Raw genomic sequence first — 26,279 nt, 5'->3', positions numbered from 1 at the left:
TCGGCCCAGCAAGCATCGGCCATGCGCGTCGCGCGGCCATTGGAACAACAAATCCGGCGCCGCGTAAAGCAACAAATGCGTCATGTCTGTCTGGTTCAGCAAATCGGCGCTTGCATGTCGCCGAAGTCGTGATTAAGTAGTTCGGCGCCAGACATGAGGTCTGACGTCATCCACTCCGGGGGGAGATCCGCATGAGCGAGTTCTTCATCGGTCAGATCATGCTGACCGGTTTCGCGTTTGCGCCAAAATATTTTGCGCAGTGCAACGGGCAATTGCTGCCGATCAATCAGAACCAGGCCCTGTTCAGTCTGCTCAGCACCCGCTTCGGCGGCGACGGCAAGACCACGTTCGGCTTGCCGGACATGCGCGGACGCACGCCGATGGGTTATGGGCCGTCGGCCGATCCGGCATGGCAACCGTCTGCGATGCCGATGGGCCAGGCCGCTGGCGCGGAGACGGTGACGCTGGTGGGCGATAACCTGCCCGCACATACCCACTTGTTGGATTGCAGCAGCGGCAACGGAGACAACCGCGCGCCAGTCGGTCGCCTGTTCGCGAACAACGTCGTCAGTCCTGGTCCGGGAACGCCGCACGCGCTGTATGCCGCGCCTGGTGCGATGGTGCCGCTGGCGCAGTCCACCATCGCCAACAGCGGCGGCGGCCAGGCGCATCCGAACGTGCAGCCGTACACCACGCTCAATTTCTGCATCGCGCTGTCCGGCATCTTTCCCTCGCGCAGCTAGGCGCATCCGCATTCGGGCGCGCAGCGCGCATCGGTGCGCGTGGCGCCTCATCGACCAGGAAGCATCTCATGGGTACTCCCTTCATCGGCGAAATCCGCATGTTCGGCTTCGGCCGCACGCCCCAGGGCTGGCAGGCGTGCGACGGCACGCTGCTGCAGATCTCCGAATACGAACCGTTGTATGTGCTACTCGGCACCGCCTACGGCGGCAATGGCACCAGCACGTTCGCGGTGCCGGATCTGCGTGGCCGTCTGCCGGTCCATCAGGGCCAGGGACCGGGACTCAGCAATTACGTCCTTGCACAGCGTGCCGGCACCGAGACGGTGACCTTGCTCGACCTGCAGATGCCGGCGCATACGCATACCGCCCAGGCCACCACCGCCGCAGCGACCGCGCCAGCGCCAGCCGGGCTGTTGCCTGGCGCAGTCAACGGCAGCGTGTTCTATGCCAGCGACCTCACCGGCGCCTCCATGGTGGCGATGTCCGGGCAGAGCACTTCGTACGCCGGCGGCAACCAGCCACACGACAACACCATGCCGACGCTGACGGTGCAGTACTGCATCGCCACCACCGGCATCTTCCCGCAACAGGCCTGATCCCCTGCGCCGCGCCGACATGGCTGCGGCCCGCATCCGCTCCATCGGAGGAATCCGCTCATGACCGAACCCTATCTCGGCGAAATCCAGCTGTTCGGCTTCGACTACAACCCCTATGGCTGGGCCCTGTGCAACGGCGCGGTCCTGCCGGTCACCCAGAACACCGCCTTGTTCTCGCTGCTGGGCGTGGCCTACGGCGGCAACGGCAGCACCACCTTCCAGTTGCCGAATTTCACTGCGCGCGCCGGCTGCCAGCAAGGTGCGGGGCCAGGCCTGACCCCGCACACGCTGGGGAGCAACTTCGGCTCGGCGTCGGTGAGCCTGCAGAGTACGCAGATTCCACTGCATCAGCATGGCGTCAATGCGTTCTCGCAAGCGGACGCAACCAAGAAGGCCGGCACGCCGGTCAGCGGTGCGGGACTGTCATCGCTGAATCTCACCAACGAGCGCCCGTTCCTTGCCGTCGCCCCGGACAAGCAGTTCTCCCCAACGATGGTGATGCCCACCGGCATCGGCCAGGCGCACGAGAACCGGCAGCCGTATCTGGCGGTGAACTTCTGCATCGCGCTGCAGGGCGACTACCCGGTCTTCAACTGAGACAGGGGTGATGTCGATCGCCGCGTCGCCCGGCTTCCCGCAACGGGACGCCGGGTTCGCCGCGCCGCCCGCATTGCGGGCGCGCGGCATCGTCCTGCGTCCTGCGCAGACGGAGGATCTCGACTGGCTGCGCGCGCTGTACGCCAGCACGCGCCGCGACGAGTTGGCCGCGGTGTCATGGCCGGAACCGGCCAAGCGTGCCTTCCTGGACCAGCAGTTCGCCTTGCAGCATGCGCACTATCTGCAGCATTTCCCGGGTGCCGACTTCCTGATCGTGGAAGACGCGCACGCGCGACTGGGCCGGCTGTATCTGGACCGCAGCACGGATCCGCACGTCCTGGTCGATATCAGCCTGCTGCCGGACTGCCGCGGCCACGGCATCGGCGGCGCGCTGATCGCGCAGGCACAGGCGCTCGCGCATGCGGATGGGCGCGCACTGACGCTGCACGTGCTGCACGCCAATCCCGCGGCACAGCGGCTTTATGCTCGACTGGGTTTCGTTGCCGGCGAGGCCGGCCAGACCCATCTGGCCATGCGCTGGGATGGCGCCGGCACGCAGCCGGCCGCGCGCGTCAGTTGAACACCGCCTGATACAGGAAGCCGTCGCGTTCGCGCGCAACCGGCACCAGGAAGATCCCAATCTCGCCCAGGCGCGGATGGCGCATCTGATAGGTCTGCTGCGGAAACAGGAACGCCGAGCCGTTGCGGAACAGCAGCGAGAACGGGGCGCGCCGCGCCGCGGGCGGCGTCGGCAGCGGCCGCGCTTCGACCAGCACGAATGCGACCTCGCCTTCGTTCAACTGCGCCGAGAACGTCTCGTTCACGCTTCCTGCGAAGTGTTCCAAGCTCAACAGCTCCATCCTTGACTCCAGGTGTGGTTCGGCACGGTCGCCATGCCGGCATCGTCGCGTGCCGTCGCGACGCGCACAAGCGCTGTGCGGGCATTTGTCCACACCGCCCTTTGTCCACACCTCAAGTGCAGCTGCGCGGCGCTGGCGCGGTGGCGGCCGCCCCGAGGCGATGCGGCGTCGCCGGCGACCAATGCGCGGCCGTATGACACGCTGTTGCATGAACGGGGCGAAGCGGGCGCGCACACCGGCCCGCGCGATGCCACAATACTGCACGGGCCAGTTCGGTTAAGTTCAGCCGAACGGATCGATCCTATGTTGTATTTTCGTTAAAGGTCGCGATGGCGTCTTCCGAATCCAATCTGGTGCAGTTGTCGGGCGTGCGCATCGACCGCGGCGGCCGCGCCATCCTGCGCGACGTCTCGCTGAGCGTGCCGCGCGGCAGCATCACCGCGGTGCTCGGCCCCTCCGGCAGCGGCAAGTCCACGCTGCTGGCGGCGCTGACCGGCGAACTGGTGCCGGCCGCGGGCACGCTGGAAGTGTTCGGCAAGCCGCTGCCGCGCGGCAGCCGTGCGCTGCGCGAAACGCGCAAGAGCATCGGCGTGCTGCTGCAGGGCAACGGCCTGTTGACCGACCTGAGCGTGGCCGAGAACGTGGCGCTGCCATTGCGCGCCCACACCCGTCTGCCCGAGCCGGTGCTGCAGCGGCTGGTCGCATTGAAGCTGCATGCGGTGGGCCTGCTGGCCGCTGCCGATGCCTGGCCGCGCGAGCTGTCCGGCGGCATGGCGCGGCGCGTGGCGCTGGCGCGGGCGCTGGCCCTGGACCCGCCGCTGATGATCTACGACGAACCCCTGACCGGCCTGGATCCGATCGCCTCCGGCGTGATCATGAGCCTGATCCAGCGCCTCAACCACACCCTGGGCCTGACCAGCATCATCGTCAGCCACCACGTCCACGAGACCCTGCCGATCTGCGACCAGGCCGTGGCCATCGCCAACGGCGGCGTGGTCTTTGCCGGCACCCCGCAGGCGTTGCAGGCCAGCACCGATCCGCTGCTGCAGCAGTTCCTGCACGGCCGTCCCGACGGCCCGATCCCGTTCGATGCGCCGCAGCGCGCGCGGAGCGCCGCCTGATGGCCATCGTTGCCCCGATCCGTTCCCTGGGCCGCGCCGGGCTGTTCTTCCTGACCGTGCTGCGCGGCTCGCTGCCGACCCGCGACCTGCTGGCCGAGCTGATCCGTGAGATCTACAAGGTCGGCGCGCGCTCGCTGCCGATCATCGCGGTGGGCGGCGCCTTCGTCGGCCTGGTGCTGACCCTGCAAGGCTACCGCACGCTGCAGACCTACGGCGCCTCCGACGCGCTGTCGACCCTGCTCGGCCTGTCGCTGTACCGCGAGCTGGCGCCGGTGCTGACCGCACTGCTGTTCATCGGCCGCGCAGGCAGTTCCATCGCCGCGGAGCTCGGCCTGATGCGCGCCACCGACCAGATCAAGGCGCTGGAGCTGATGGCGATCGACCCGGTGGCCAAGGCGGTGGCGCCGCGCTTCTGGGCGGCGGTGCTGACCGTGCCGCTGCTGACCGGCATCTTCTGCTCGCTGGCGATCAGCGCCAGCTATTTCGAGGCGGTGGCGGCGCTCGGCCTGGACCGCGGCACGTTCTGGTCGGCGCTGTCGAGCAGCGTGGATTTCTGGGACGACTTCGGCGTGGCGATGCTGAAGTCGGCGGTGTTCGGCGGCACGGCGGCGCTGGTCGCGGCGTATGTCGGCTTCCATGCCGAACCGACCATCGAGGGCACTTCGGTGGCCACCACCCGCGCCGTGGTCAACGCCTCGCTGCTGGTGCTGATGTTCAACTTCGTCATGTCGGCGCTGCTGTTCCGCTGAGCGGCGCCAACGCGGGGCCGGCCGGCGACGGCAGGTTCCGCGGCAACATCCCGGTCGCGGCACTGGCGCCGCGGCCACGCTGAATCAACAAGGTAGACACGTTATGGCTCTCCGTGGTCCCCGTCTCGAGTTCGCCGTCGGCGCCTTCCTGCTGCTGGGCCTGGCCTCGCTGCTGGTGCTGGCGCTGGCTTCCACCAACCGCCAGTGGGGCTTCGGCGGCCACCGCTACGACCTGGTCGCGCGCTTCTCGCAGATCGGCCAGCTGCGTGCGCAGGCGCCGGTGAAGATCGGCGGCGTCATCATCGGCCAGGTCGCCAAGATCGACCTGGACCCGACCAAGTTCGACTCGGTGGTGACCCTGTCCATCGACGACAAGTACAAGGACCTGCCGGCCGACACCTCGGCGGCGATCCTGACCAGCGGCCTGCTGGGCGAGAGCTATGTCGGCCTGCAGCCCGGCGGCGACCCCGACACGCTCAAGCCCGGCCAGGAAATCGCCTTCACCCAGCCGGCGGTGGACCTGATCCAGCTGGTCGGCAAGTACATGTTCGGCGGCGGCAGCGCCGGCGGCGACAAGAACGCAACACCCACTGCCGCACCCTCGGCCGATTCCACCACGCCCGCAACGGAACCCAAGCCATGACGATCAAACTGCTTTCCGCCGCTCTCGCCGCCGCGCTGGCCGTGGCCGCCCCCTCCGCCGCCCTGGCCCAGGCCGCCGCGCCGGCCGCCGCCGCCACCCAGGCCGGTTCGGCCAGCAAGGTGGTGCTGGAGAACAGCACCCGCATCCTGACCACGCTGGAACAGCGCCGCAGCGAGTTCAAGAGCAATCCCACCGCGCTGCGCCAGTTCATCGACAGCGAGATGAACAAGTCCTTCGACCGCGACTACGCCGCGCGCCTGGTGCTGGGCGTGCACGGCCGCGGCGCCTCCGACGCCGACGTCAAGCTGTTCGGCGACGCGATGGCCGACAACCTGATGCAGCGCTACGGCACCTCGCTGCTGACCTTCGAAGGCAAGCCGCAGGTGCGGGTGAAGTCGGAAACCCCGCTGCCGGGCGGCCGCGGCGTCAAGGTCTCCACCGAGCTGCTGCGCAGCGGCGGCGACCCGGTGCCGGTGGACTACCTGCTGCGCAACACCGGCGCCGGCTGGAAGATCTTCGACGTGATGGTCGAGGGCGTGTCCTACGTGCAGACCTTCCGCAACCAGTTCGACACCCCGCTGCGCAACAAGTCGATCCCCGAGGTCGCGGCCGAGCTGCGCAACGGCACGCTGCAGGCGGCACCGGCGGGCAACAGTGGCAAGTGATGCGCCGCAACTGCGCCGCGACGGCGACACGCTCGCGCTGAGCGGCGTGCTCGACCGTGCGGCGGCCACCGCGCTGTGGCCGGCAGCGCTGCGCGCGCTGCCGGGCGCACGCGCGTTGGACCTGCAGGCCGTCTCGCGGGTGGACAGCGCCGGCCTGGCGCTGCTCGCCGAACTCGCCGCGCGCCTGCGCGCCCAGGGCCAGGCCGAGGTCGCCATCCATGGCGCCCCGGCCGGCCTGACCGACCTGAGCGCCGCCTACCGGCTGGCCTCGACCCTGGACTTCCACTCTCCCCCTGCGGCGAGCTGACACATGAACGTGCTGCGTATCCTCACCTCCCTGACCCTGGCCGCCGCCCTGGGCGCCTGCGCTGGCGCGCCCAAGCGCACGCCGCCACCGCCCCCACCGCCGGTGGCACAGACCGCGCCGGCCGCCGGCGACAGCGCCGCGGCTCCCGATGCGCACGCCGCACCGGCGACCGCGGACAGCGCCACCGGCATGGACACCGGCGCCGCGCCGGCATCGGCAAGCGCGCCTGCGGCGATGCCGCCGGCGAGTGCTGCCCCGGGCGCCGGGTCGGCCAACGGCACGCCGACCTCGGCCGAGGACGACTACGCCGCGCTGTACGGCGGCGACCCGTACAACCCGGTCGCCGATCCGACCCTGCCGGAGGGCGTGCCTGCACCGCAGAGCTACGATCCGTGGGAGAAGTTCAACCGCAAGGTGCATGCCTTCAACAACGTGGTCGACCGTGGCGTGGCGCGGCCGCTGGCGCGCGCCTACGTCAACGTGGTGCCGCGGCCGGTGCGGCTGGGCGTGACCAACTTCTTCGACAACCTCAGTTCGCCGCTGACCATGGTCAACCAGCTGCTGCAGGGCCGCCCGCTGCAGGCGGGGCAGACCCTGAGCCGGTTCCTGATCAACAGCACGCTGGGCATCGGCGGCATCTTCGACCCGGCCACCGACGCCAACCTGCCGCGGCGCAGCGAGGACTTCGGCCAGACCCTGGGTGTGTGGGGCTGGCGCCGCTCGCGCTACCTGGAACTGCCGTTGTTCGGCCCGCGCACGGTGCGCGATGCGTTCGGCCTGGTCGGCGACGCGCCGCTGTCGCCACTGCAGCAGATCGAGGAGGACCGGGTGCGCATCGGCCTGCAGGGCCTGCAGTTGGTCGACACGCGCGCGCAGTTGCTGTCGCTGGACAGTCTGCGCGACCAGGCGCCGGACGAGTATCAGCTGACCCGCGATGCGTGGCTGCAGCGCCGCAACTATCAGATCGAGAGCGACATGCGCGGGCACAAGCGTCAGGACGACGATCTGCCGGCCTATCTGCGCGAGGAAGAAACCAATCCGACGGTACCGGTGGACGCGATGCCGGTCCCGGAGTGGCGCGGCGGTCGTTGAGTCGCCTGCACTTAGGCAACACAAAAACCCCGGCTTCGGCCGGGTTTTTTGTGCCTGAACTTTTTTGCCACCGCGCACAGCAGCAGCGCAGAGTGGAATGGCTGTTGGATTGCAGCGGGTGACGCTGTATCCGCAGCGGACGTCGACGTGCCGTCGCTTCGCTCTTGCTTTGGCTTTGGCTTTGGCTTTGGCTGTTGCTGTTGCTTTGGCTGTTGATTTACCGGGGTCCCCTCGGCGCGGCAGCCGCGGCGGGCGAATACCCGAAGGGCGACGCGCAGGATGCGCGTCGTTTTTCGCCGGCACATGGATGTGCCGTCGAAAAATGCCCGTCGTGGCTGCGGACCCGGAGCGCGCAGCGCGGAGGGCGCGCTGCGGGGTGTGCTTGACCAGCCTTCGGCTGTGGTAAAGCGCTTCTTTTGGTTACTTTTCTTTGCACAAGCAAAGAAAAGTGACTCGCCGCCAGGCGAAAGCTTTGCTCTTGCACTTGCTGTTACGGCGGTGGCCGCTGAATCGTAGGAGCGGCTTCAGCCGCGACAGGCATCACCGATTGCGTTGGTCGCGGCTAAAGCCGCTCCTACAGACCTTCTCGCCTGACACGCAAACTTCAAGCAACAGCAAAGGCTTTCGCCCTTGCGGGCGAGTTACTTTTCTTTGCTCGCGCAAAGAAAAGGTAACCAAAAGAAAGCGCGCCCTGCCTTCGCGCCCTCCGCGCTGCGCGCTCCGGGTCCGCGTCCATCACGGGGATCCGCGGAAGGGGCATCCTGCCCCTGCCGCGGACGGCGCACGTCCTTGTGCGCCGCCCCTTCGGGGTTTTTCCCCGCGCTGGCCGCCGCTTCGGAAGGGAACCCGGTAAATCAAAAGCCAGGGCAACAGCCAAAGCCAAGCAACAGCCAAGCAACAGCCAAGGCAACAGCCAAGGCAACGGCAACGGCAAAGGCAAAGGCAAAGGCAAAGGCAAAGGCTTCGATGCTGCACGCCTTGCGTAGGAGCGGCTTCAGCCGCGACAGGCAACGCCGGACAACAAGGACATCGATCACCTCTCCGGCTCGGTCACCAACTACCTAAGCGCCAGAACAGTACCTTCAGCTCGTCCAAGCACCGCCAGATGGCCCCGAGCGCAACGCAGCTTTACACCAGCGCCGCGTCGATCGCCGCGCGCAGGCGCGGATCCTCGGCGGTGACGTCCGGGGCGAAGCGCGCGCGGACCTGGCCGTCGCGGCCGACCAGGAACTTCTCGAAGTTCCACAGCACGCCCGGCGCCGGGTTCGGTTCGATGCCGTAACCGGCCAGCTTCTCGCGCATCGGGCCCTCGCCCTCGGTCTGCGGCTGCGCGGCGATCAGCGCGCGGTACAGCGGATGCGTGTCCTCGCCGGTGACCGCGATCTTGGAGAACATCGGGAAGGTCACATCGTAGGTGAGCTGGCAGAACTGCTGGATCTCCGCCTCGCTGCCCGGCTCCTGACCCTTGAAGTCGTTGGCCGGGAAACCGAGCACTTCCAGGCCGGCGGCCTGCTTCTCGCGGTACAGCGCTTCCAGGCCCGCGTACTGCGCGGTGAGGCCGCACTTGGAGGCGACGTTGACGATCAGCAACACCTTGCCCTCGAACGTGGCGAGGGTGGCCGGCTGGCCATCGATGCGGGTCAGCGGAATGGCGGTCAGCGACGCGGACATGGGGCATTACCTCGATCGAAAGGGAGCGCCAGCATAGTCGCTGTCGGCGCAGCATGCGTAGTGCCGTGACCGCGTAACTCAGCGCACCGACAGCTAGCCTGTGCAGGCACGTAATACCCGCTTTTGCTGCGGATCATGCGCTCCCGTAGGAGCGGCTTCAGCCGCGACAGCCATGTCCGCAAAACCTGCTCGCGACTGCCGCAGAAGGAACAAGAGCCGCCGCTACACATGTGTCTCTCGTCGTGATCAGAAGCGCGCGTATCGGCCAGCGGGCGAGCAGGCGAGCGGCCTGGAGACGACAACGCATCCGCGACGTCGAATCGCATCAACACTGCAGGCACGACAAGGACATCCGCATGCTGCGCCATCTGCACAGCGCGCGCGTACGAAGCGGCCGCGCTGACCCGTCTAGGTCGCGGCGCTGCGTCCAACATGGCGCGTGCTGGTCGCATGCCATCCCGCGCCAACACAACCGCTTCGCCCAGTCATTCCACCTCGACACCCCGCCGCCGCGCACCGCAAGCCCTCACTCCCGTTCGTCGCCTGCCGCCTCTTCCGCCTCGGCATCGTCCAGCGGCAACGACAGTTCCAGCAGCGGCGCGGCCTGCGCGTCGGCCAGGGTCTCGACGCCGCGCAGGCGGCGTTCGATGGTGCGGGTCTTGCGGCTGGCTTCGCCCAGGCTCTTGCCGACGGTGCTGATCTGCTTCTCGGCCTTTTCCAGGATGCCGGCGAACTTGCCGAACTCGCTCTTGACCGCCGCCAGCACACCCCACACCTCGCTGGAGCGTTTCTCGATGGCGAGGGTGCGGAAGCCCATCTGCAGGCTGTTGAGCAGGGCGGTGATCGTGGTCGGGCCGGCGACGACGATGCGGTGTTCGCGCTGCAGCAGGTCGGCCAGGCCGGGGCGGCGCAGGGTCTCGGCGTACAGGCCCTCGGTGGGCAGGAACATCACCGCGAAGTCAGTGGTGTGCGGCGGAGCGATGTACTTGTCGCAGATCGACTTGGCCTGCACCCGGATCGCGCGCTCCAGCTGCGCGCCCGTCGCCTGCACCAGCTCCGGATCGCCCTGCTCCTGCGCGTCGAGCAGGCGCTCGTAGTCCTCGCGCGGGAACTTGGCGTCGATCGGCAGCCACACCGGCGTGTCCTCGTGGCCGCGGCCGGGCAGGCGCACCGCGAAGTCGACCATCTCGTTGCGTTCCGGGCGCACCCGCACGCCGCGTGCGTACTGCTCCTGGGTCAGGGTCTGCTCGAGGATGTTCTCCAGCTGCACCTCGCCCCAGCCGCCGCGGTTCTTGACGTTGCTCAGCACGCGCTTGAGGTCGCCGACGCCGGTGGCGAGCTGCTGCATCTCGCCCAGGCCGCGCTGGACCTGCTCGAGCCGTTCGGAGACCAGCTTGAACGAGGCGTCCAGTCGCGTGTTGAGGGTGGTCTGCAGCTTCTCGTCGACGGTGCCGCGCATCTGCTCGAGCTTGGCGGCGTTGTCGGCCTGCAGTTCCTTCAACCGCTCTTCCAGGGTGCCGCGCATCTCGCCCAGGCGCTGCTCGTTGCGCTGGACCAGGTCGCTCAGGCGCTGGCCGAGCGTGTCGGCGAAGCGTTGCTGCGCATCGGCGCCTTCCTGGCGGCCCTTGCGCGCGTCCTCGATCAGGGCCTCGCGCAACGCGCCCAGCTGCGCGTCGATGCGTGCGATCAGCTCGGCCTGCTGCTGGCCGAACTGGGCCATGCGTGCGTCCTGCTGCTGGCCGAAGGCGTCGAGCTGGCCGCGGATCTCGACCAGGCGCTGGCTCAGCAGCTCGGCCATGCGCTGCTGCGCGGCGCCGGCCTCGACCCGGCCGCGCCGCGCGTCCTCGGTGAGCGCTTCGCGCAGCAGGTCCAGGCGCTGGTCGGTGCGGGTGGACAGATCCGCCAGGTGGCGGGCGAAGCCTTCGCTGCGCGCGTCCTGCTGCCGCGCCAGGCTGTCGAGCTGCTCGCGCAGTTCGCCGCGACCGCTGCGCTGCTCCTCGCGCAGGGCCGCCTCCAGCGCGGCGTGGTTGCCCCGCCGCAGCAACACGGCCAGCAACAGGGCGATGACGGCGCACAACAGGCCGGCGAGGATCAGGAAATGGGCATCGTTCTGCATGCGGTCAGTGTAGCCGGCCGCGTCTCAATCGCTGCGCCGTGCGCCGGCGGGCGGGGAGAAAAGCTATACCTTGGTATCGCCGCCATGGCCTCATGCAGGCTGGTACGGGTCCGGACCGCATGCCAAGCTTTGCGCCACCCGCCCACTGGCCTGGCCAGTGGGCGGCGCCGCGGCATCCGACCGCGCCAGGCGTCGCGCACCGCGCGATCCATTCCCCTGACACCACCGGAGGCGAGCATGGACCCCGATCCGCATCGACGCGGCGTCAGCGCCGCATTTCCCCGCCGTTCCCCTCGCCTGGTCGCTGCCCGGCGCTGAGCCGGAAGACGCGCGCCGCGCACACGCTGCGACGTCCTCCGGCCACGCGCCGCAAGGAGGTCGTCATGTTCCTGTTCTCGCTGTTCTCCAGCCGTTTCCGCCTGCAGCGCGGCCTGCAGCGCGCGCTGCGCGCCGCGGTCGCCATGCGCCGTACCGAGGCGCTGCGCCACCTGCTCGCCGCCCACGGCGCCCGCGCCTTCGCCCTGGCCCTGTCCGCGCAGTCGCCGCGGGTCATGGCCGATGCGCTGTCGCTGCTGTCCGTGGCCGACCGCATCCGGGTCCGCGCGCGCTTGCCGCATGCGGCGCAGCGGCGCCTGCACGTCGCCGGGGCGAACGCCCCGGCCGCGCACTGGCTGCATGCCGCGCTGGCGTGGTGGCCCGGGGTGCGCTGAGCCACGCGCCTGCCGCCGCGGTATCGGATGCCATCTTGCCCCGGCATCATGCGCCACCCGCATCCGCTCACTCCTTTCCCGGAGCCGCCATGATCGCTCCCCTCGCCTACCGGAACGCGCCCTGATGGAAGCCATTCGTCTGTTCAATCTCGGCTCGCTGCTCGACACCCTGGTGAGCCTCACCGCCGCCTTCGTGCTCGGCGCGATCATCGGCTTCGAGCGCCAGGTGCGCCAGCGCACCGCCGGGCTGCGCACCAACACCCTGGTCGCGGTCGGCGCGGCGATCTTCGTCTCGCTCGGCGACCGCCTGTTCGAGATCCACGGCGGCACCCAGGGCGCGGTGCAGGTGGTGGCCTATGTGGTCTCGGGCATCGGCTTCCTCGGCGCCGGCGCGATCATGAAGGAAGGCGCCAACGTCACCGGGCTCAATACCGCGGCGACGTTGTGGGGGTCGGGCGCGGTCGGCGCCTGCGCCGGTGCCGGGCTGGTCGCCGAGGCGGTGCTGGCGGCCATGTTCGTGCTGCTCAGCAATACCCTGCTGCGGCCGATGGTGAACCGGATCAACCGGCATCCGCTGAAGGAGTCCTCGCTGGAAGCCACCTACATGTTCTATGCGATCTGCGCGCGCGAGGTGCACGGCGACGTGCGCGAGCGGCTGATCGAACTGCTGGAGGAGGCGCACTACCCGGCGCGCGAGGTCGAGCAGCATCCGTTCGGACAGAAGGACGTGGAGATCGCCGCCACCCTGTACGCCACCGCGGTGCGCGCCGAGGAACTGGATGCGGTGGTGCAGCGCCTGGAGGGCGAACCGGGTGTACAACAGGCGTTCTGGAACGCCGGCGCCGAAGCCTGACCCGGCCATGTCTGACCTCTTCCTTCCGATGCCACGCCGCCGATGATCGCCTGGTTCAAGCCGCTGCCGCCGCATCGCCGCCTGCTCGGCCTGGCCGCGCTGGGTCTGGCGCTGGGCGCGATCTTCGTCGCCGACACGGTCACCGACTATGCGGTGGCGGCGGCGCTGTTCTACACCGTGGCGATCCTCGGCGCGGTGCGCTTGCTGGCGCCGGCCGGGCTGGGCGTGCTGGCGGGCATCTGCGTGGTGCTGGTCGTGCTCAGCTTCCATCTCACCCACGCCGGCGCCTACCACGTCGGCGTGATCAACTCGGCGATCAGCATCGTGGTGGTGGCGGTCACCGCCTCCATCGCGGTGCGCATGGAGCGCGCCAAGGCCGCCGCGCACGCGGCGCAGGCGCAGTTGCTGCGGCTGGCGCGGGTGCGCAGCCTGGGCAGCCTGACCGCGTCGATCGCGCACGAGGTCAACCAGCCGCTGGCGGCCATCGTCACCAGCGGCAACGCCTGCCAGCGCTGGCTCGACCAGCAGCCGCCGAACCTGGACAAGGCGCGTGCGGCGCTGGCGCGCATCCTCGCCGACGCCGAGCGCGCCGGCGAAGTGATCGCGCGGGTGCGCAGCCTGACCCGGGGCGAAGCGCCGCAGCAGCGCGCCTTCGACCTCAACGCCGCGGTGACCGAAGTGCTGGCGCTGTCGCAGGGCGAACTGGAACGCAGCGCGGTGAGCGTGCACACCGAACTGTCGGCGCTGCTGCCGCCGGTGTCGGCCGACCCGGTGCAGATCCAGCAGGTGATCGGCAACCTGCTGCTCAATGCGATCGAGGCGATGGCCGCCACGCCGCCGGCGCAGCGTGCGCTGCGCATCGTCACCGAGCGCGAGGACGCGCGCTCGGTGCGGCTGAGCGTGGCCGACAGCGGCGAAGGCCTGTCCGCGCAGGCGCAGGCGCATCTGTTCGATGCCTTCTGGACCACCAAGCAGGGCGGCATCGGCATCGGCCTGAGCATCAGCCGCAGCATCGTCGAGGCCGGCGGCGGGCGCATCTGGGCCGAACCCGGCCGGCCGCGCGGCGCAGTGTTCTGCGTGTGCCTGCCCACCGCCAACGGAGTTCCACCATGACCGCCGAAACGACCGCGCGCCCGGTGGTGTACCTGATCGACGACGACGCCTCGATCCGCGCCGCGCTGGAAGACCTGTTCGCCTCGGTGGACCTGCAGGTGCACGCCTTCGCCTCGACCCGCGAGTTCCTGGCGCATCCGCGCGCCGACGCGCCGAGCTGCCTGGTGCTGGACATCCGCATGCCCGGGCAGAGCGGCATGGACTTCCATCGCAACATGCACGAGGCCGGGCTGGCGCTGCCGACCATCTTCATCACCGGCCACGGCGACATCCCGATGAGCGTGGAAGCGATGAAGAACGGCGCGATCGAGTTCCTGACCAAGCCGTTCCGCGACCAGGACCTGCTCGACGCGATCGGCCAGGGCATCGCCCGCGACCGCGCGCGGCGCGCCGCCGATGCGGCGCAGGCGGAACTGCAGGCGCGCTGGGCGCGGCTCAGCGCCGGCGAACGCGAGGTGGTGGAGCTGGTGGTGCAGGGCCTGTTGAACAAGCAGGTGGCGGCGCGGCTGCAGCTCAGCGAGATCACGGTGAAGGTGCGCCGCGGCAATGCGATGCGCAAGCTGGAGGTCGGCTCGCTGGCCGAGCTGGTGCGGCTGGCGGAGCGGCTGGGGCGGTAGGTCGGTTGCGAAAGCCCACGATTGCAGCGCGGCGGAACACGTCCTGACACATCGATGTTCCGTAGGAGCGGCTTCAGCCGCGACGGGCGTCATCGGGAGAGCCCGTCGCGGCTGAAGCCGCTCCTACGAGACAGAGACAGAGAGAGCGGTCTCCGCTCGATAAGGCCGGACTTGCGCCTCGCATCGACCCGCACAAGCGCCGTGCCATACCGCACCGCAGGCATAGCTTTGCTGCACTGCATTCGGCGACACTGCCGGGCTTGTCACTTCCGCACCCGAGGCCCGCATGTCGTTCCTGTTCCGGCGCAAGTCGCTCGACCTGGTCACCGTCCACGAGGCCGGCCGCCGGCTGGTGCCCTCGCTGAGCTGGCCGCATCTGGTGGCACTGGGCATCGGCGCGATCGTCGGCACCGGCATCTACACCCTGATCGGCGTCGGCGCACAGCTGGCCGGGCCGGCGGTGCTGGTGTCGTTCGCGGTGGCCGGGGCGATCTGCGCCTGCGCGGCGCTGGCCTACGCGGAGATGGCGACGATGATGCCGGCCGCCGGCAGCGCCTACACCTACAGCTACGTCGCGCTGGGCGAAGCGATCGCCTGGGTGGTGGGCTGGAGCCTGATCCTGGAGTACTCGCTGGTGGTCAGCACGGTGGCGGTGGGCTGGTCCGGCTACTTCGTCGGCTTCCTGCACTGGGCCAGTGCGCAGACCGGCATGGACCTGAACCTGCCGGCGGCGCTGACCGCCGGGCCGCACGCCGGCGGCATCGTCAACCTGCCGGCGGTGCTGATCACCTTCGCCGTGGCCGGCCTGCTGATGGCCGGCACCAAGGAGAGCGCCACGCTCAACGCGGTGCTGGTGGTGCTGAAGCTGATCGCCCTGGGCATCTTCGTGGCGGTGGCGCTGCCGGCGTTCCAGAGCGCCAACCTGCACCCGTTCATGCCCTACGGTTTCCCCAAGACGGTCGGCGCCGACGGCGTCGCGCACGGGGTCATGGCGGCGGCGGCGATCATCTTCTTCGCCTTCTACGGCTTCGATGCGATCTCCACCGCCGCCGAGGAAACCAAGAATCCCAAGCGCGACCTGGCGATCGGCATCGTCGGTTCGATGATCGGCTGCACCCTGATCTACATCCTGGTGGCGCTGGCCGCGGTCGGCGCGATGCGCTACGACGTGTTCGGCGCCAGCGCCGAGCCGCTGGCGCTGATCCTGCGCGAGCTGGGCCACGGCAAGGCGGCGGCGGCGATCGGCGTGGTCGCGGTGATCGCGCTGCCCACCGTGCTGCTGGCCTTCCTGTACGGGCAGAGCCGGATCTTCTTCGTGATGTCGCGCGACGGCCTGCTGCCGCGCGGGCTGTCCAAGGTCAACGCGCGTACCGGCACCCCGGTGGTGACCACCCTGTTCACCGCGGTGCTGGTGGCGGCGCTGGCCGGCGTGGCGCGGCTGGACGAGATCGCCGCGCTGGCCAACGCCGGCACCCTGGCCGCCTTCATTGCCGTGGCCGCGTGCATGCTGGTCCTGCGCCGCCGCGAACCCGGCCGCGCCCGCACCTTCCGCACGCCGCTGGCATGGGTGGTCGGTCCGCTGGCGATCGGTGGCTGCCTGTACCTGTTCTGGAGCCTACCGGATACCACGAAGATCTGGTTTGGGCTGTGGAACGCGCTGGGCGTGGTCGCCTACCTGCTGTACGGCCGCCGCAACAGCCTGCTGCAGCGCGCGCCGCAGACGCCGCGATGAGCCCGGCGTTCCAGGCAGCGCTGGCACGGCACATCGGCAGCGCCTACGCCCGGCAGTTGGCGCTGGCGGACGTGCTGGACGGACGCGACTGGCGCGTGGACATGGGCGCGGGCCGGGTGTACTTCGGCGAGGACCTGCAGTTCCCGATTCAATTGCTGGGCACTGCCGCAGAAGCCAGCGCCAGCTGGCTGTGGGCCTGGGCCAACACCGCCAGCAACCTGCCGCCGGCCCTGCTGGCCGACGCCAATGCGCTACGTGCGCACGGCGAGCGCGAAGGCATCGCCGAACTGGCCGCGCCGTCCTCGGCGCTGGGCGAGGACGGCGGCCACCAGATCGCCATGCTCGCCGGCGCCCTGCGCGGGCGCTGCTACTACCGTGCGCCGTACGACGGCGGCGCGCTGTTCTTCCTGCTCGAGGACGTACCGGCGGCGGTCTTCGCGCCGTGCGACGACGCCCGCGTGCTGCGCCTGCTCGGCGAATTGCCGATGCAGTTCGAACTCGACCACCGTGCCATGACCGACGGCTTCCTGGTCGATCAGGGCTACGCCCTGCAGCGCGACGCCGCGCAGACCGTGGCGACGCGCGGCAACACCCGCATCGTCCTGGCCTTCGATGCGCAGGAGCGGCTGACCGGCATCCAGGGCCAGCTGGCACCGGCGCAGGCCGCCGCGGTCACGCCGAAGCCGGCACCGGCCTGGCAGTTCTGGAAGCGCAAGCCCTGAGCGCGGCGGCGGCGTGTCGCACCTGCGCCGCCGCCTTGCCCGACGCTTACCACCAACGCAGGCCTTCGAACGGGTTCCAGCTGACGCTGCCCTTGCGCTGGTCCAGGTAGTAGGCGTAGTTGGCGGCCATGCCGACCAGCACGGAGTAGGCGATGCCCAGACCGCGGCCGATCGCATCGGGCAGGAACGCCGCGACGATGCCCACTGCCAGGGAGATGCCGATCAGCCCCAGCGCCTTGCGCCACATGCCGAGGATGAAGAAGTAGATGAACCCGAAGAACAGGGCGAAGAAGTTCATGTTGATCTTCAACCGTTCCATGAACGGCAGTGCCTTGAACGCGGCCTTGTACTCGGGTGTGGACGGAGCGCCGTAACGGTCGAAGAAGTCGAAGCGGAACTGCCACTTCGGGCTGAGCGGCGCGCGTTGCGGGAGATTGGGGGTTTCCATGGCGTCAGAATCCGTGTTGTAAACGTTTTCAGTTTACCTGAACGGGGCAGCGCGCGCCAAATGGGCGCGGCTGCCGCACCAGTTTGGTGCGGGCCTGGGGGTTGGGATTGGGGATTCGGGATTGGTAAAAGCGGGCTGGCGCGACGTCAGATCTAGCTTGTGGACGGGCTTCCCTCCTGCATTGCGACAGCCGCTGGTCGTCGCGTTGGGACTGAAGTCCCTCCTACACGGCTTGCCTGCGCGTGGCGCATCCGCTGGCGAGTACCCACGTGTGGGAGCGGCTTCAGCCGCGACGCGTGGGGCAGCGGCCTCGCGGGGTCCTGCGGTAACCACCAGCCACCGCGTCGGGACTGAAGTCCCTCCCACAAGGCTTGCCTGCGCGTGGCGCATCCGCTGGCGACATACCCACGTGTGGGAGCGGCTTCAGCCGCGACGCGCGGGGCAGCGGCCTCGCGGGGTTCTGCAATAACCACCGGTCGTCGCGTCGGGACTGAAGTCCCTCCCACAAGGCCTGCCTGCGCGTCGCGCATCCGCTGGCGACATACCCACGTGTGGGAGCGGCTTCAGCCGCGACGCGTGGGGCAGCGGCATCGCGGGGTCCTGCAATAACCACCGGTCGTCGCGTCGGGACTGAAGTCCCTCCCACACGGGATTCCCAACGCCACCGCTTGCAGCGCGCCGCCACGTCGAGGCGACTGCGGAGGCTGCTATTGCGCCCGGGAGCCGCCGAGGCGCTGGCCCAGGGCGATCGCCGCGGCCACGTTGCGCGCGGCCTGGCGCAGGGCGTCCGCGGCATCGGCCAGCGCGGCCTCGCGCGTGGACACGCGTTGCACCGCGCCGAACAGCGCGTCGATCCCCTGCGCCTGCAGATCCGCCGCGCCCTCGCCCAGGCCGCCGGCGATGGCCAGCACCGGCACGCCGTGGCGCCGGGCGATGCGGGCGACGCCGACCGGCACCTTGCCCTGCGCGCTCTGCCCGTCCAGGCGGCCTTCGCCGGTGACCAGCAGATCGGCGCCAGCCAGATGCGCCTCCAGCCCCAGCGCCTGCGCGACGATCTCCACGCCGGGCCGCAGGCGCGCGCCGAGGAACGCGACCAGGGCCGCGCCGATGCCGCCGCCCGCGCCGGCGCCGGGCATCTGCGCCACTGCCACGCCCAAGCTGCGTTCGATCGCCTCGGCGTAGTGCTGCAGCCCGGCGTCGAGCTCCGCGACCATCGCCGGCGTGGCGCCCTTCTGCGGCCCGAACACCGCCGAGGCGCCAGTAGGCCCGGTCAGCGGGTTGTCGACATCGCAGGCGACCTCGATGGTGCAATCGCGCAGCCGCGCGTCCAGCCCGTCCGGTTCGATGCGCGCCAGCGCGCCCAGCGCCGCGCCGCCCGCGGCCAGGTCGCGGCCGTGCGCATCCAGCAGGCGCACGCCCAGCGCCTGCACCATGCCGGCGCCGCCGTCGTTGCTGGCGCTGCCGCCAATGCCGATCAGCAGCCGGCGCGCGCCGGCATCCAGGGCGGCCAGGATCAGTTCGCCGACCCCGCGGGTGCCGGTCAGGCGTGGATCGCGCTGTTGCGGCGGCACCAGCATCAGCCCGCTGGCCGCGGCCATCTCGATCAGGGCGGTGCCGCCGTCCTCGCTCAGGCCGAACTGCGCGGCGACCGGCGCGCCCAGCGGCCCGGTCACCGCGCAGGCGACCCGGCACCCACCGCCAGCGGCGACCAGCGCGTCCACCGTGCCCTCACCGCCGTCGGCGAACGGCAGCAGCACGTACTGCGCATCAGGGAACACGCTGCGGAAGCCGGCCGCGATCTGCACGGCCGCCTGCGCCGCGGACAGGCTTTCCTTGAACGCGTCCGGGGCGATGACGATCTTCATGCAGCGGCGGCGTCGATCGCCGGCCGGCGCGCCCGGATCAGGCCGTCACGCACGCATCGCCGCTCGGCCTTGCGCATGCGCGGCGCGCTAGTCCAGCACGCGGCAGAACACCGCCTTGAGGTAGCGCGATTCCTGCACGTGGGCCATGAACGGATGGTCGGCGCCGGCGCCGGCCACCTTCAGGATCTGGATGGTGCGGCCGGAGAAGTAGGCGGCGCGGCGCAGCATGTCCAGGAACTCGTGCTCGGCGACCAGGCCGGTGCAGGAGAAAGTGGCGAACAGCCCGCCCGGGGCGACCACGCCCAGCGCCAGCTTGTTCATGTCCAGGTACTTCTTCAGCGCCGGGATCACCTGGTCGCGGTCGCGGGTCATCTTGGCCGGGTCCAGGATCACCACGTCGTACTGGTCGCCGCGGGCGGCGGCATCGCGCAGGTACGGGAAGATGTCGGCCTGCACGAACTTGGGCCGCACGTCGTTGAGGCGGGCATTGCCCTTGGCGATCTCGATCACGTCCTCGTCGATGTCCACGCCGACCACCTCGGTGGCGCCACGCACCTTGGCGTAGACCGCGAAGCCGCCTGTGTTGCAGCACAGGTCGAGCACGCGCTTGCCCTCCACCTGCTGGCTCAGCCACTGGCGGTTCTCGCGCTGGTCGGCGAAGAAGCCGGTCTTGTGCGCGCCGGCCGGATCGGCGCGGAAGCGCACGCCGTACTCGCTGATGATCGCCGGCTCCGGGCGCTCGCCGCTGCTGGACACCGGCCGGTAGTCGAAGCTTTCCTGCTTCTGCACGTGCTCCTCGGCGAAGCTGTAGAAGCGCGCGCCGGGGAACTGCGCGCGCAGCGCGGCGTAGATCCACTCGCGGTGGCGGAACATGCCGGCGCTGAAGAACTCCACCACCAGCAGGTCGCCGTAGCGGTCCACCACCAGGCCGGACAGGCCGTCGCCCTCGGCATGCACCACGCGCCAGGCGTCGCTGACCGCGTCCAGCTTGAGCACGTCACGGCGCAGCGACACCGCCTCGGCGATCTTGCGCGCGAACCAGGACTCGTCGACGGCGATATCGGGATGGGTCTCCAGGATGCGCACGGCGATGCGCGAGTGGCCGTTGTAGAAGCCGCGGCCGACCCACGCGCCGTCCACCCCGACCACGTCCACCAGCGCGCCCGGCTTGGGCTTGGCAGCGGGTTTTTCGACCAGTTTCTGGAAGATCCAAGGGTGGCTGGAGCGCCAGGCGTTCTTGAGGCGGACTACGGGCAGGGGACTATTCATGAACGCCATTGTAGCCGCCCCGATTGACGGCACCGCCGGCAGCCGCAAGAATGCGCGCAGAAGGGGAGTAGCTCCCGACGTTGTCGCCGTCAATTCGAGCCCGCGGGCTCCGGTGCAACGGCAGCCGGTACAGCGGCTGCGAGCGAGACCTTCGCCGCTGTGGCGAAGGCACCCTCTGGACGACATCCGTCGTCTCCGTCCGGAACGCCTCCGCCACCGCGGCCCCGAGGTTCCCTGTTCACTGACGGAAAATTCCCAATGGAAACGATAGGCAACGTGTGGTTGTGGGGCGGTTTCGCGATCGTGGTGGTCGTGGCGCTGCTGGCGGACCTGGTGCTGATGCGCCACGGCGGTCCGCACAAGGTCACCTTCAAGGAAGCGCTGTGGTGGAGCATCGGCTGGATCGCGCTGGCGCTGGCGTTCAACGCCGGCCTGTGGTGGTACCTGCGCGAGACCATCGACGTGGCCACCGGCAACCGCCTGGGCCTTGAGTTCCTGACCGGCTACCTGGTCGAGAAGTCGCTGGCGGTCGACAACATCTTCGTGTTCCTGATGATCATGAGCTACTTCGCGGTGCCGGAGGAGCAGCGCCAGCGCGTGCTGGTGATCGGCGTGCTCGGTGCGATCGTGCTGCGCGCGGTGATGATCTTCGCCGGCTCTGTGCTGCTGACCAAGTTCCACTGGCTGCTGTACGTGTTCGGCGCGTTCCTGCTGCTGACCGGCATCAAGATGTGGTTCTCGGCGGGCAAGGAGCCGGACCTGGAGGCCAACCCGGTGCTGCGCTTCATGCGCAAGCATCTGCGCCTGACCCCGCAGTACCACGGCAACGCGCTGAGCGTGACCCAGGAAGGCAAGCGCTGGTTCACCCCGCTGTTCGCGGTGCTGATGCTGATCGCGATCACCGACGTGATCTTCGCGGTGGACAGCATCCCGGCGATCTTCGCGATCACCACCGACCCGTTCATCGTGCTGACCTCCAACGTGTTCGCGGTGCTGGGCCTGCGCGCGATGTTCTTCCTGCTGGCGGGCATGGCCGACCGCTTCCACCTGCTGCCCTACGGCCTGGCGATCGTGCTGGTGTTCATCGGCACCAAGATGCTGATCATCGACCTGTACAAGATCCCGGTACTGGTGTCGCTGCTGGCGGTGGCAGTGGTGATCGGCGCCACCGTGGCGCTGAGCCTGCTGCGCCCGGCCAAGCCGGCGCACTGACCCGGCGCGGGCGCCGCGGCTGCGGATTGTCCCGCGGCCGCGGCCAGTCCCTCCCATCGGCGGCGCCTTGCCTTGGACGCCCGGCGCCGCCATCCAGGGAACATGGACACCTCATCGCTCCCCTCGCCCACGCCCGAACCCGATGCGCAGGGCCGCTTCGACCGCGCGCGGATCCTGCGTGCGTTCAATGCCAGCCTGGCCTTCGTGGCGGTGCTGGTGGCGGTGTTCGCCAGCCAGGGCCTGTTCGACTGGCGGCCCTGGGCGGTCGCGCCGCACACGGCCGCCGGCCTGCTCGGCGTACTGACCGCACCGCTGCTGCACGGCTCGCTCGAGCATCTGGGGGCCAACGCCGGCGCCCTGCTGATCCTGGGCACCCTGGCCGGCAGCGTGTATCCGCGCGCCACCCTGGCCGGGCTGCCCTTGCTGTGGCTGGGCTCGGGCCTGGGCGCCTGGTGGCTCGGCGATCCCGGCAGCCATCACCTGGGCGCCAGCGGCGTCGCCCACGGCCTGCTGTTCCTGGTGTTCGTGCTGGCCTTGCTGCGCCGCGACCGCGCCGCGATCGCCGCCAGCATGATCGCCTTCCTGTTCTACGGCGGCATGCTGGTGACGGTGCTGCCGCACGAGGACGGGGTGTCCTGGCAATCGCACCTGGGCGGTGCCGTGGGCGGCGTGGTCGCCGCGCTGCTGCTGCGCCATCGCGATCCGCTGCCGCCACGCAAGCGCTACAGCTGGGAGGACGAGGAGGACACCGACGAGATCCTCGTCGCCGACGACGAACTGGAACCGCCGCCGCCGACCCAGGTGCCGGTGCTGTGGCAGCCGCCGCCGGCGCCGCCGCGCGGGGTGGTGCTGCGCTTCCCGCCGCGCGAGGAGCGTGACGGGGGCTGAGGCGGGAAAGGCCATGCCGGCCATACGTCCGTCGGCATCCGTAGGAGCGGCTTCAGCCGCGACGGGCCTTCCCGGTAACGCCCGTCGCGGCTGAAGCCGCTCCTCCCCGCAATCGCGCGCCGCGGCATGCCGCCTCGGGCGACCTGTCCCTGCGCCGCGCCGTACACTGACCGATCCGCCGTCGCTGTCCGAGTTCGCATGCCCGTGTCGCCCGCCTGTCGTGTCCGCTCCGTCGCCGTGGTGCTGGCGCTCGCACTGGCCGCCTGCAGCGGTCCCGCGCTGCGTGCGCCCTCGCCTGCGCCGGCCAAGGCGGTGGGCTATCTGCCGGCCGCGACAGTGCCGGACAGCCTGCAGTTGCTGCCGCCGCCACCAGCGGCCGGCTCGCCCGGCGAGGCGCTGGACCTGGGGGTCAATCGCGAGGCGCTGGCCCTGCGCGGCAGCGCACGCTGGCAGCAGGCCGCACGCGATGCCGATCTGAGCTTCCCGACCGGCGCCGGCCAGTTCGCCTGCGCGCTGGGCGTGGCGATCGATACGCAGCACACCCCGCATCTGTACACCCTGCTGGAGCGCAGCCGCATCGACGCCAGTGCCGCCACCAAGGCGGCCAAGCGCCGGTACCAGCGCGCGCGGCCGTTCCTGCGCAACGAGCAGGCGGTGTGCACCCCGGGCGATCTCGACGACCTGCGCCAGAGCGGCTCCTATCCGTCGGGACACAGCGCCATTGGCTGGGCCTGGGCGCTGATCCTGAGCGAGATCGCGCCGGAGCGTGCCACTGCGCTGATCGCGCGTGGTCGCAACTACGGCGAGAGCCGGCTGGTGTGCAACGTGCATTGGCAAAGCGACGTGCTCGCCGGCCGCTTCATGGGTGCGGCCACGGTGGCGCGGCTGCACGACGACCCGGCCTTCAGCGCCGACCTGACCGCGGCGCGCCGCGAGATCGCCGCCGCCCGCGCGACCGGACAGACGCCGGCCGGCGACTGCGCCGCGGAGAACGAGGTTCTGCAGGTGCGCCCGGCCAGCGCGCTGTAAGGCGACCGCCGCGCGGCCACAGGACGGCCACGCGCACGGCAGCCGCCACCTCACGCGTCGAGCGCGTCCTCCACCGCCACGGCGGGCGACGCCGTCGCGGTATCTTCCGCAAGCCGCGACACCTGCGCCGGTCTGTGTGCGGGCGCCGGCGCGCCCAGGCGGAACAGCGCGACCGACTGGCTCAGTTGCCCGGCTTCCTCTTCCATGGCGCGCGCAGAGGCCGTGGCTTCTTCGACCAGCGCTGCGTTCTGCTGGGTGGCCTGGTCCATCTGCGCCACGGTGGTGTTGACCTGTTCGATGCCGGCCGACTGCTCGCGCGAGGCCGCCGAGATCTCGCCCATGATGTCGGTGACGCGCTGCACCGAGGCGACGATCTCCTGCATGGTGGTGCCGGCCTGGCCGACCAGGGCCGAGCCATCGGCCACGCGCTCCACCGACTCGTCGATCAGCCCCTTGATCTCCTTGGCCGCATTGGCCGAGCGCTGGGCCAGCGTCCGCACCTCGCTGGCGACGACCGCGAAGCCGCGGCCCTGTTCGCCGGCACGCGCGGCCTCCACCGCGGCGTTGAGCGCGAGGATGTTGGTCTGGAAGGCGATGCCGTCGATGACGCCGATGATGTCGCCGATGCGCCGCGACGAGGAGGCGATGCCCTCCATCGTGCTCACCACCTGGCCGACCACGTTGCCGCCCTGCACCGCGACCGCTGCGGCACCTGCAGCCAGGCGGTTGGCCTGCTGCGCGTACTCGGCGTTCTGCTTGACCGTGGAGGTCAGCTCTTCCATCGACGCGGCGGTTTCTTCCAGGCTCGCCGCCTGCTGCTCGGTGCGGCGCGACAGGTCGTCGTTGCCCGCGGCGATCTCGGCGGCGGCCGCATCGATCGCGGCGGACGAGTGCTGGATGCGGCCGACGATCTCGGTCAGACGCGCCACAGTGGCATTGGCGTCGTCGCGCATCCGCGCGAACACGCCTTCGAACTCGCCATGCATGCGCCCGGTCAGGTCACCGCTGGCCACCGCCTGCAGCAGCGAGGAAAGCGCGTTGAGGTTGCGATCGGCCGTGCTCATCAACTGGTTGAGGTCGACCAGGATCTGCCGGAAGTCGAAGTCGAAGGCGGCCTCGTCGCTGCGCGCGGTGAAGTCGCCGGCCGCCGCCGCCGCCGCCATCCGCTTGATTTCGCCATTGATCCGCAGCAGGTTGCGGCGCACGTCGTTGAGCGACTGGGTGATGACCGCGCGTTCGCCCGGCAATGCTTCCAGTTCCTGCGACAGGTCGCCGCGCGCGTAGCGCTTGATCAGCTCGACCACACGCAGGGTCACCGCGATGTGCCCCTCGACCAGGGCATTGCCGGCCTGAACCATGCTGCCGAACTCGCCGGGGAACTCGCTGGCGACGATGCGGTGGCTGGTGACGCCGGCCTCGTGCTGCGCGCCCATCTCGGTCTGTGCCTGGATCACGCGGCGCAACTGGCGCTGCATGCTGTCCATGGCCTGCAGCAACTGGCCGACCTCGTCGCCGCTGTCGATGGCGATGGGGTTGTCCAGCTTGCCCTGCGACACCGCATGCGCGGTGCGGATGGCACGCCGCAACGGACGGGTGATGGCGCGCGCCACGATCCAGCCGAAGGCGATGCAGGCCAGTGCGCCGAGCACGCCCACGATCAGGCCGCCGACGCTGGCGGCGATCGAACTGTCCACGGCGTTCTGCACGGTGGCGCGGAAGCGCGCGTCGGCGCTGTGGTGCATCGCGTTGAGGTGGGTGCGATAGCGCTCCAGCGACGGCGCCATCGCCTCCATCTGCGCCGCATCCGGTTCGCGCTGCTGCGCGAAGGCCGCGGCCACTGCCGCCGCATGCGCGTAGTACTCGTCGAACTCCTTGCCCAGCCGCGCCAGTTCCCGGGCATTGCCCGGGTCGGTCTGCTGCAGCTTCTGGTAGGACGCGTGGATCTGCGACGCGATCGGCGCGGTCGCCTTGAGCATGTCCATGTCGCCGGCCGCCGCCGCGCCGTTCAGTCCATTGATGATCTTGTCCAGCGCGGCGACGTTGCGCGTCATGGTGTCCAGCACCGGGAAGTGCACGTCGCGGATCGCCTCCAGATGCCCGTTGTTGCGCTGGAACACCACGGTGCTGAAGCCGATGTAGCCCAGCAGGCACAGGATCGACACCGCCGCCGGCAGCAGGATCTTCCAGAACAACGGCAGGGAAAGCAGACGTCTCATCATGGAGGCTCTCCGGAGGCAATTAGGGCTTGAAGACGACCTTGACGCTCGCATCCTGCGTGCCGGCATCGATGTAGCCGATCGCGCCAGGCGACGCGGCGACCGCCTTCTTGACCGCATCGTCGCCGGCCACGTGCTTGGGACGCTGCGCCTTGCCGGTGAACATCAACTGCGACCAGTACGACTTCAGCTGCGCGGCATCGCGGCCGGTGACCTTCTTGTAGAACTCCTCGCGCGCCTTGGCGCCCTCGTCCTGGTCGATCGGCGTGGCCTGCGCGCCACCCGGCAGGCTGTTGGACTTGGCCAGGAAGATCTGCGACACCTGGTCCTTGCTCAGGCTGTCCACCGGGCTCTTGGACGACATCACCACCACCACCTCGGCCTGCGCGGCGGTGCAGAACAGCAGGGCCAGCGCCGCAGCGCCGGCAATCTTGTAAGCATTCAT

28 protein-coding genes are annotated in these 26,279 nt (G+C 69.8%); 19 read left to right on the top strand and 9 right to left on the bottom strand.

Annotation, left to right across the window (positions count from 1 at the left end; all coding sequences use genetic code 11):
- Positions 1 to 191 precede the first annotated feature (191 nt).
- From AC1PMG_RS00620 to AC1PMG_RS00605, 4 genes are all read left to right on the top strand, one after another.
- Complete coding sequence (locus tag AC1PMG_RS00620; RefSeq protein WP_481110275.1) at positions 192 to 743, top strand: phage tail protein; 552 nt, start codon at positions 192 to 194, stop codon at positions 741 to 743.
- A gap of 68 nt (positions 744 to 811) precedes the next feature.
- Positions 812 to 1,339, top strand: coding sequence for a phage tail protein (locus tag AC1PMG_RS00615; protein WP_481110274.1), 528 nt, complete (start codon positions 812 to 814; stop codon positions 1,337 to 1,339).
- A 60-nt stretch (positions 1,340 to 1,399) separates the two neighbouring features.
- Entirely contained in the window at positions 1,400 to 1,936 is a 537-nt protein-coding gene (locus AC1PMG_RS00610; RefSeq protein WP_481110273.1) for a phage tail protein, read from the top strand.
- Between the two features lie 10 nt (positions 1,937 to 1,946).
- Positions 1,947 to 2,516: an N-acetyltransferase family protein gene (locus AC1PMG_RS00605; protein ID WP_481110272.1), complete on the top strand. Its 570-nt coding sequence runs from the start codon at positions 1,947 to 1,949 to the stop codon at positions 2,514 to 2,516.
- On the opposite strand, the gene AC1PMG_RS00600 is transcribed toward AC1PMG_RS00605, so the two are convergent.
- Entirely contained in the window at positions 2,509 to 2,796 is a 288-nt protein-coding gene (locus AC1PMG_RS00600) for a DUF6916 family protein (protein ID WP_017909947.1), read from the bottom strand. The two genes, AC1PMG_RS00605 and AC1PMG_RS00600, sit on opposite strands and share 8 nt — an antisense overlap.
- A gap of 329 nt (positions 2,797 to 3,125) precedes the next feature.
- Between AC1PMG_RS00600 and AC1PMG_RS00595 the strand changes: the two genes are divergently transcribed.
- The 6 genes from AC1PMG_RS00595 (at position 3,126) to AC1PMG_RS00570 (ending at position 7,373) form a co-directional block, all read left to right on the top strand.
- Positions 3,126 to 3,917: an ABC transporter ATP-binding protein gene (locus AC1PMG_RS00595; protein ID WP_209230300.1), complete on the top strand. Its 792-nt coding sequence runs from the start codon at positions 3,126 to 3,128 to the stop codon at positions 3,915 to 3,917.
- A complete protein-coding gene (locus AC1PMG_RS00590; RefSeq protein WP_017909945.1) occupies positions 3,917 to 4,666 on the top strand; it encodes an MlaE family lipid ABC transporter permease subunit in 750 nt (249 codons plus the stop codon). The genes AC1PMG_RS00595 and AC1PMG_RS00590 overlap by 1 nt, the downstream gene beginning before the upstream one ends.
- Positions 4,667 to 4,769: 103 nt before the next feature.
- The gene (mlaD, locus tag AC1PMG_RS00585; protein WP_481110271.1) at positions 4,770 to 5,309 is read left to right on the top strand and encodes an outer membrane lipid asymmetry maintenance protein MlaD; all 540 of its coding nucleotides are present in this window, start codon (positions 4,770 to 4,772) and stop codon (positions 5,307 to 5,309) included.
- The gene (locus AC1PMG_RS00580; RefSeq protein ID WP_017909943.1) at positions 5,306 to 5,974 is read left to right on the top strand and encodes an MlaC/ttg2D family ABC transporter substrate-binding protein; all 669 of its coding nucleotides are present in this window, start codon (positions 5,306 to 5,308) and stop codon (positions 5,972 to 5,974) included. Before mlaD ends, AC1PMG_RS00580 begins: the two co-directional genes overlap by 4 nt.
- Complete coding sequence (locus AC1PMG_RS00575) at positions 5,964 to 6,281, top strand: STAS domain-containing protein (RefSeq protein ID WP_043093981.1); 318 nt, start codon at positions 5,964 to 5,966, stop codon at positions 6,279 to 6,281. The genes AC1PMG_RS00580 and AC1PMG_RS00575 overlap by 11 nt, the downstream gene beginning before the upstream one ends.
- A gap of 3 nt (positions 6,282 to 6,284) precedes the next feature.
- Positions 6,285 to 7,373: an MlaA family lipoprotein gene (locus AC1PMG_RS00570; protein ID WP_481110270.1), complete on the top strand. Its 1,089-nt coding sequence runs from the start codon at positions 6,285 to 6,287 to the stop codon at positions 7,371 to 7,373.
- An 854-nt stretch (positions 7,374 to 8,227) separates the two neighbouring features.
- On the opposite strand, the gene AC1PMG_RS00565 is transcribed toward AC1PMG_RS00570, so the two are convergent.
- The 3 genes from AC1PMG_RS00565 to AC1PMG_RS00555 all read right to left on the bottom strand — a co-directional run bounded on the left by AC1PMG_RS00565 (position 8,228) and on the right by AC1PMG_RS00555 (position 11,160).
- Positions 8,228 to 8,410 carry a hypothetical protein gene (locus tag AC1PMG_RS00565; RefSeq protein WP_481110269.1) on the bottom strand — a complete coding sequence of 61 codons (183 nt, stop codon included), beginning with the start codon at positions 8,408 to 8,410 and terminating at the stop codon, positions 8,228 to 8,230.
- A gap of 91 nt (positions 8,411 to 8,501) precedes the next feature.
- Positions 8,502 to 9,044, bottom strand: coding sequence for a glutathione peroxidase (locus AC1PMG_RS00560; RefSeq protein ID WP_481110268.1), 543 nt, complete (start codon positions 9,042 to 9,044; stop codon positions 8,502 to 8,504).
- A gap of 526 nt (positions 9,045 to 9,570) precedes the next feature.
- Positions 9,571 to 11,160: a DNA recombination protein RmuC gene (locus AC1PMG_RS00555; protein ID WP_481110267.1), complete on the bottom strand. Its 1,590-nt coding sequence runs from the start codon at positions 11,158 to 11,160 to the stop codon at positions 9,571 to 9,573.
- Between the two features lie 383 nt (positions 11,161 to 11,543).
- Between AC1PMG_RS00555 and AC1PMG_RS00550 the strand changes: the two genes are divergently transcribed.
- The 6 genes from AC1PMG_RS00550 (at position 11,544) to AC1PMG_RS00525 (ending at position 16,907) form a co-directional block, all read left to right on the top strand.
- Positions 11,544 to 11,870, top strand: a complete 327-nt coding sequence (locus AC1PMG_RS00550; RefSeq protein WP_481110266.1) for a hypothetical protein — start codon at positions 11,544 to 11,546, stop codon at positions 11,868 to 11,870.
- Positions 11,871 to 11,994: 124 nt separating this feature from the next.
- Positions 11,995 to 12,723 (top strand): MgtC/SapB family protein, encoded by a 729-nt coding sequence (locus AC1PMG_RS00545; protein WP_267082472.1) that lies wholly within the window; start codon positions 11,995 to 11,997, stop codon positions 12,721 to 12,723.
- Between the two features lie 42 nt (positions 12,724 to 12,765).
- Entirely contained in the window at positions 12,766 to 13,836 is a 1,071-nt protein-coding gene (locus tag AC1PMG_RS00540; RefSeq protein WP_481110265.1) for a sensor histidine kinase, read from the top strand.
- Positions 13,833 to 14,453 (top strand): response regulator transcription factor, encoded by a 621-nt coding sequence (locus AC1PMG_RS00535; RefSeq protein WP_267120140.1) that lies wholly within the window; start codon positions 13,833 to 13,835, stop codon positions 14,451 to 14,453. Before AC1PMG_RS00540 ends, AC1PMG_RS00535 begins: the two co-directional genes overlap by 4 nt.
- Before the next feature lie 286 nt (positions 14,454 to 14,739).
- Positions 14,740 to 16,185, top strand: coding sequence for an amino acid permease (locus AC1PMG_RS00530; RefSeq protein ID WP_481110264.1), 1,446 nt, complete (start codon positions 14,740 to 14,742; stop codon positions 16,183 to 16,185).
- Positions 16,182 to 16,907 carry a DUF6882 domain-containing protein gene (locus AC1PMG_RS00525; RefSeq protein ID WP_481110263.1) on the top strand — a complete coding sequence of 242 codons (726 nt, stop codon included), beginning with the start codon at positions 16,182 to 16,184 and terminating at the stop codon, positions 16,905 to 16,907. Before AC1PMG_RS00530 ends, AC1PMG_RS00525 begins: the two co-directional genes overlap by 4 nt.
- Positions 16,908 to 16,953: 46 nt before the next feature.
- Here AC1PMG_RS00525 and AC1PMG_RS00520 read toward each other — a convergent pair whose 3' ends face one another.
- From AC1PMG_RS00520 to AC1PMG_RS00510, 3 genes are all read right to left on the bottom strand, one after another.
- Positions 16,954 to 17,355 carry a DUF2628 domain-containing protein gene (locus AC1PMG_RS00520; protein WP_342074879.1) on the bottom strand — a complete coding sequence of 134 codons (402 nt, stop codon included), beginning with the start codon at positions 17,353 to 17,355 and terminating at the stop codon, positions 16,954 to 16,956.
- Between the two features lie 707 nt (positions 17,356 to 18,062).
- Positions 18,063 to 19,220, bottom strand: coding sequence for a glycerate kinase (locus AC1PMG_RS00515; protein ID WP_481110262.1), 1,158 nt, complete (start codon positions 19,218 to 19,220; stop codon positions 18,063 to 18,065).
- Between the two features lie 87 nt (positions 19,221 to 19,307).
- Positions 19,308 to 20,489 (bottom strand): class I SAM-dependent rRNA methyltransferase, encoded by a 1,182-nt coding sequence (locus AC1PMG_RS00510; protein WP_048491948.1) that lies wholly within the window; start codon positions 20,487 to 20,489, stop codon positions 19,308 to 19,310.
- 258 nt (positions 20,490 to 20,747) lie between these two features.
- Between AC1PMG_RS00510 and AC1PMG_RS00505 the strand changes: the two genes are divergently transcribed.
- From AC1PMG_RS00505 to AC1PMG_RS00495, 3 genes are all read left to right on the top strand, one after another.
- Positions 20,748 to 21,701: a TerC family protein gene (locus AC1PMG_RS00505; RefSeq protein ID WP_152237224.1), complete on the top strand. Its 954-nt coding sequence runs from the start codon at positions 20,748 to 20,750 to the stop codon at positions 21,699 to 21,701.
- 102 nt (positions 21,702 to 21,803) lie between these two features.
- Positions 21,804 to 22,589 (top strand): rhomboid family intramembrane serine protease, encoded by a 786-nt coding sequence (locus AC1PMG_RS00500; protein ID WP_342074882.1) that lies wholly within the window; start codon positions 21,804 to 21,806, stop codon positions 22,587 to 22,589.
- A 198-nt stretch (positions 22,590 to 22,787) separates the two neighbouring features.
- Positions 22,788 to 23,618, top strand: a complete 831-nt coding sequence (locus AC1PMG_RS00495) for an acid phosphatase (protein ID WP_481110261.1) — start codon at positions 22,788 to 22,790, stop codon at positions 23,616 to 23,618.
- 50 nt (positions 23,619 to 23,668) lie between these two features.
- Here the strand turns inward: AC1PMG_RS00495 and AC1PMG_RS00490 are convergent, their stop codons facing one another.
- Positions 23,669 to 25,837 (bottom strand): methyl-accepting chemotaxis protein, encoded by a 2,169-nt coding sequence (locus tag AC1PMG_RS00490; protein ID WP_481110260.1) that lies wholly within the window; start codon positions 25,835 to 25,837, stop codon positions 23,669 to 23,671.
- A 19-nt stretch (positions 25,838 to 25,856) separates the two neighbouring features.
- Positions 25,857 to 26,279 carry a type 2 periplasmic-binding domain-containing protein gene (locus tag AC1PMG_RS00485; protein WP_152180925.1) on the bottom strand — a complete coding sequence of 141 codons (423 nt, stop codon included), beginning with the start codon at positions 26,277 to 26,279 and terminating at the stop codon, positions 25,857 to 25,859.

The sequence above is a fragment of the Xanthomonas sp. NCPPB 2250 genome (assembly GCF_056725265.1).
This window is presented reverse-complemented; position numbering and strand designations above follow the sequence as displayed.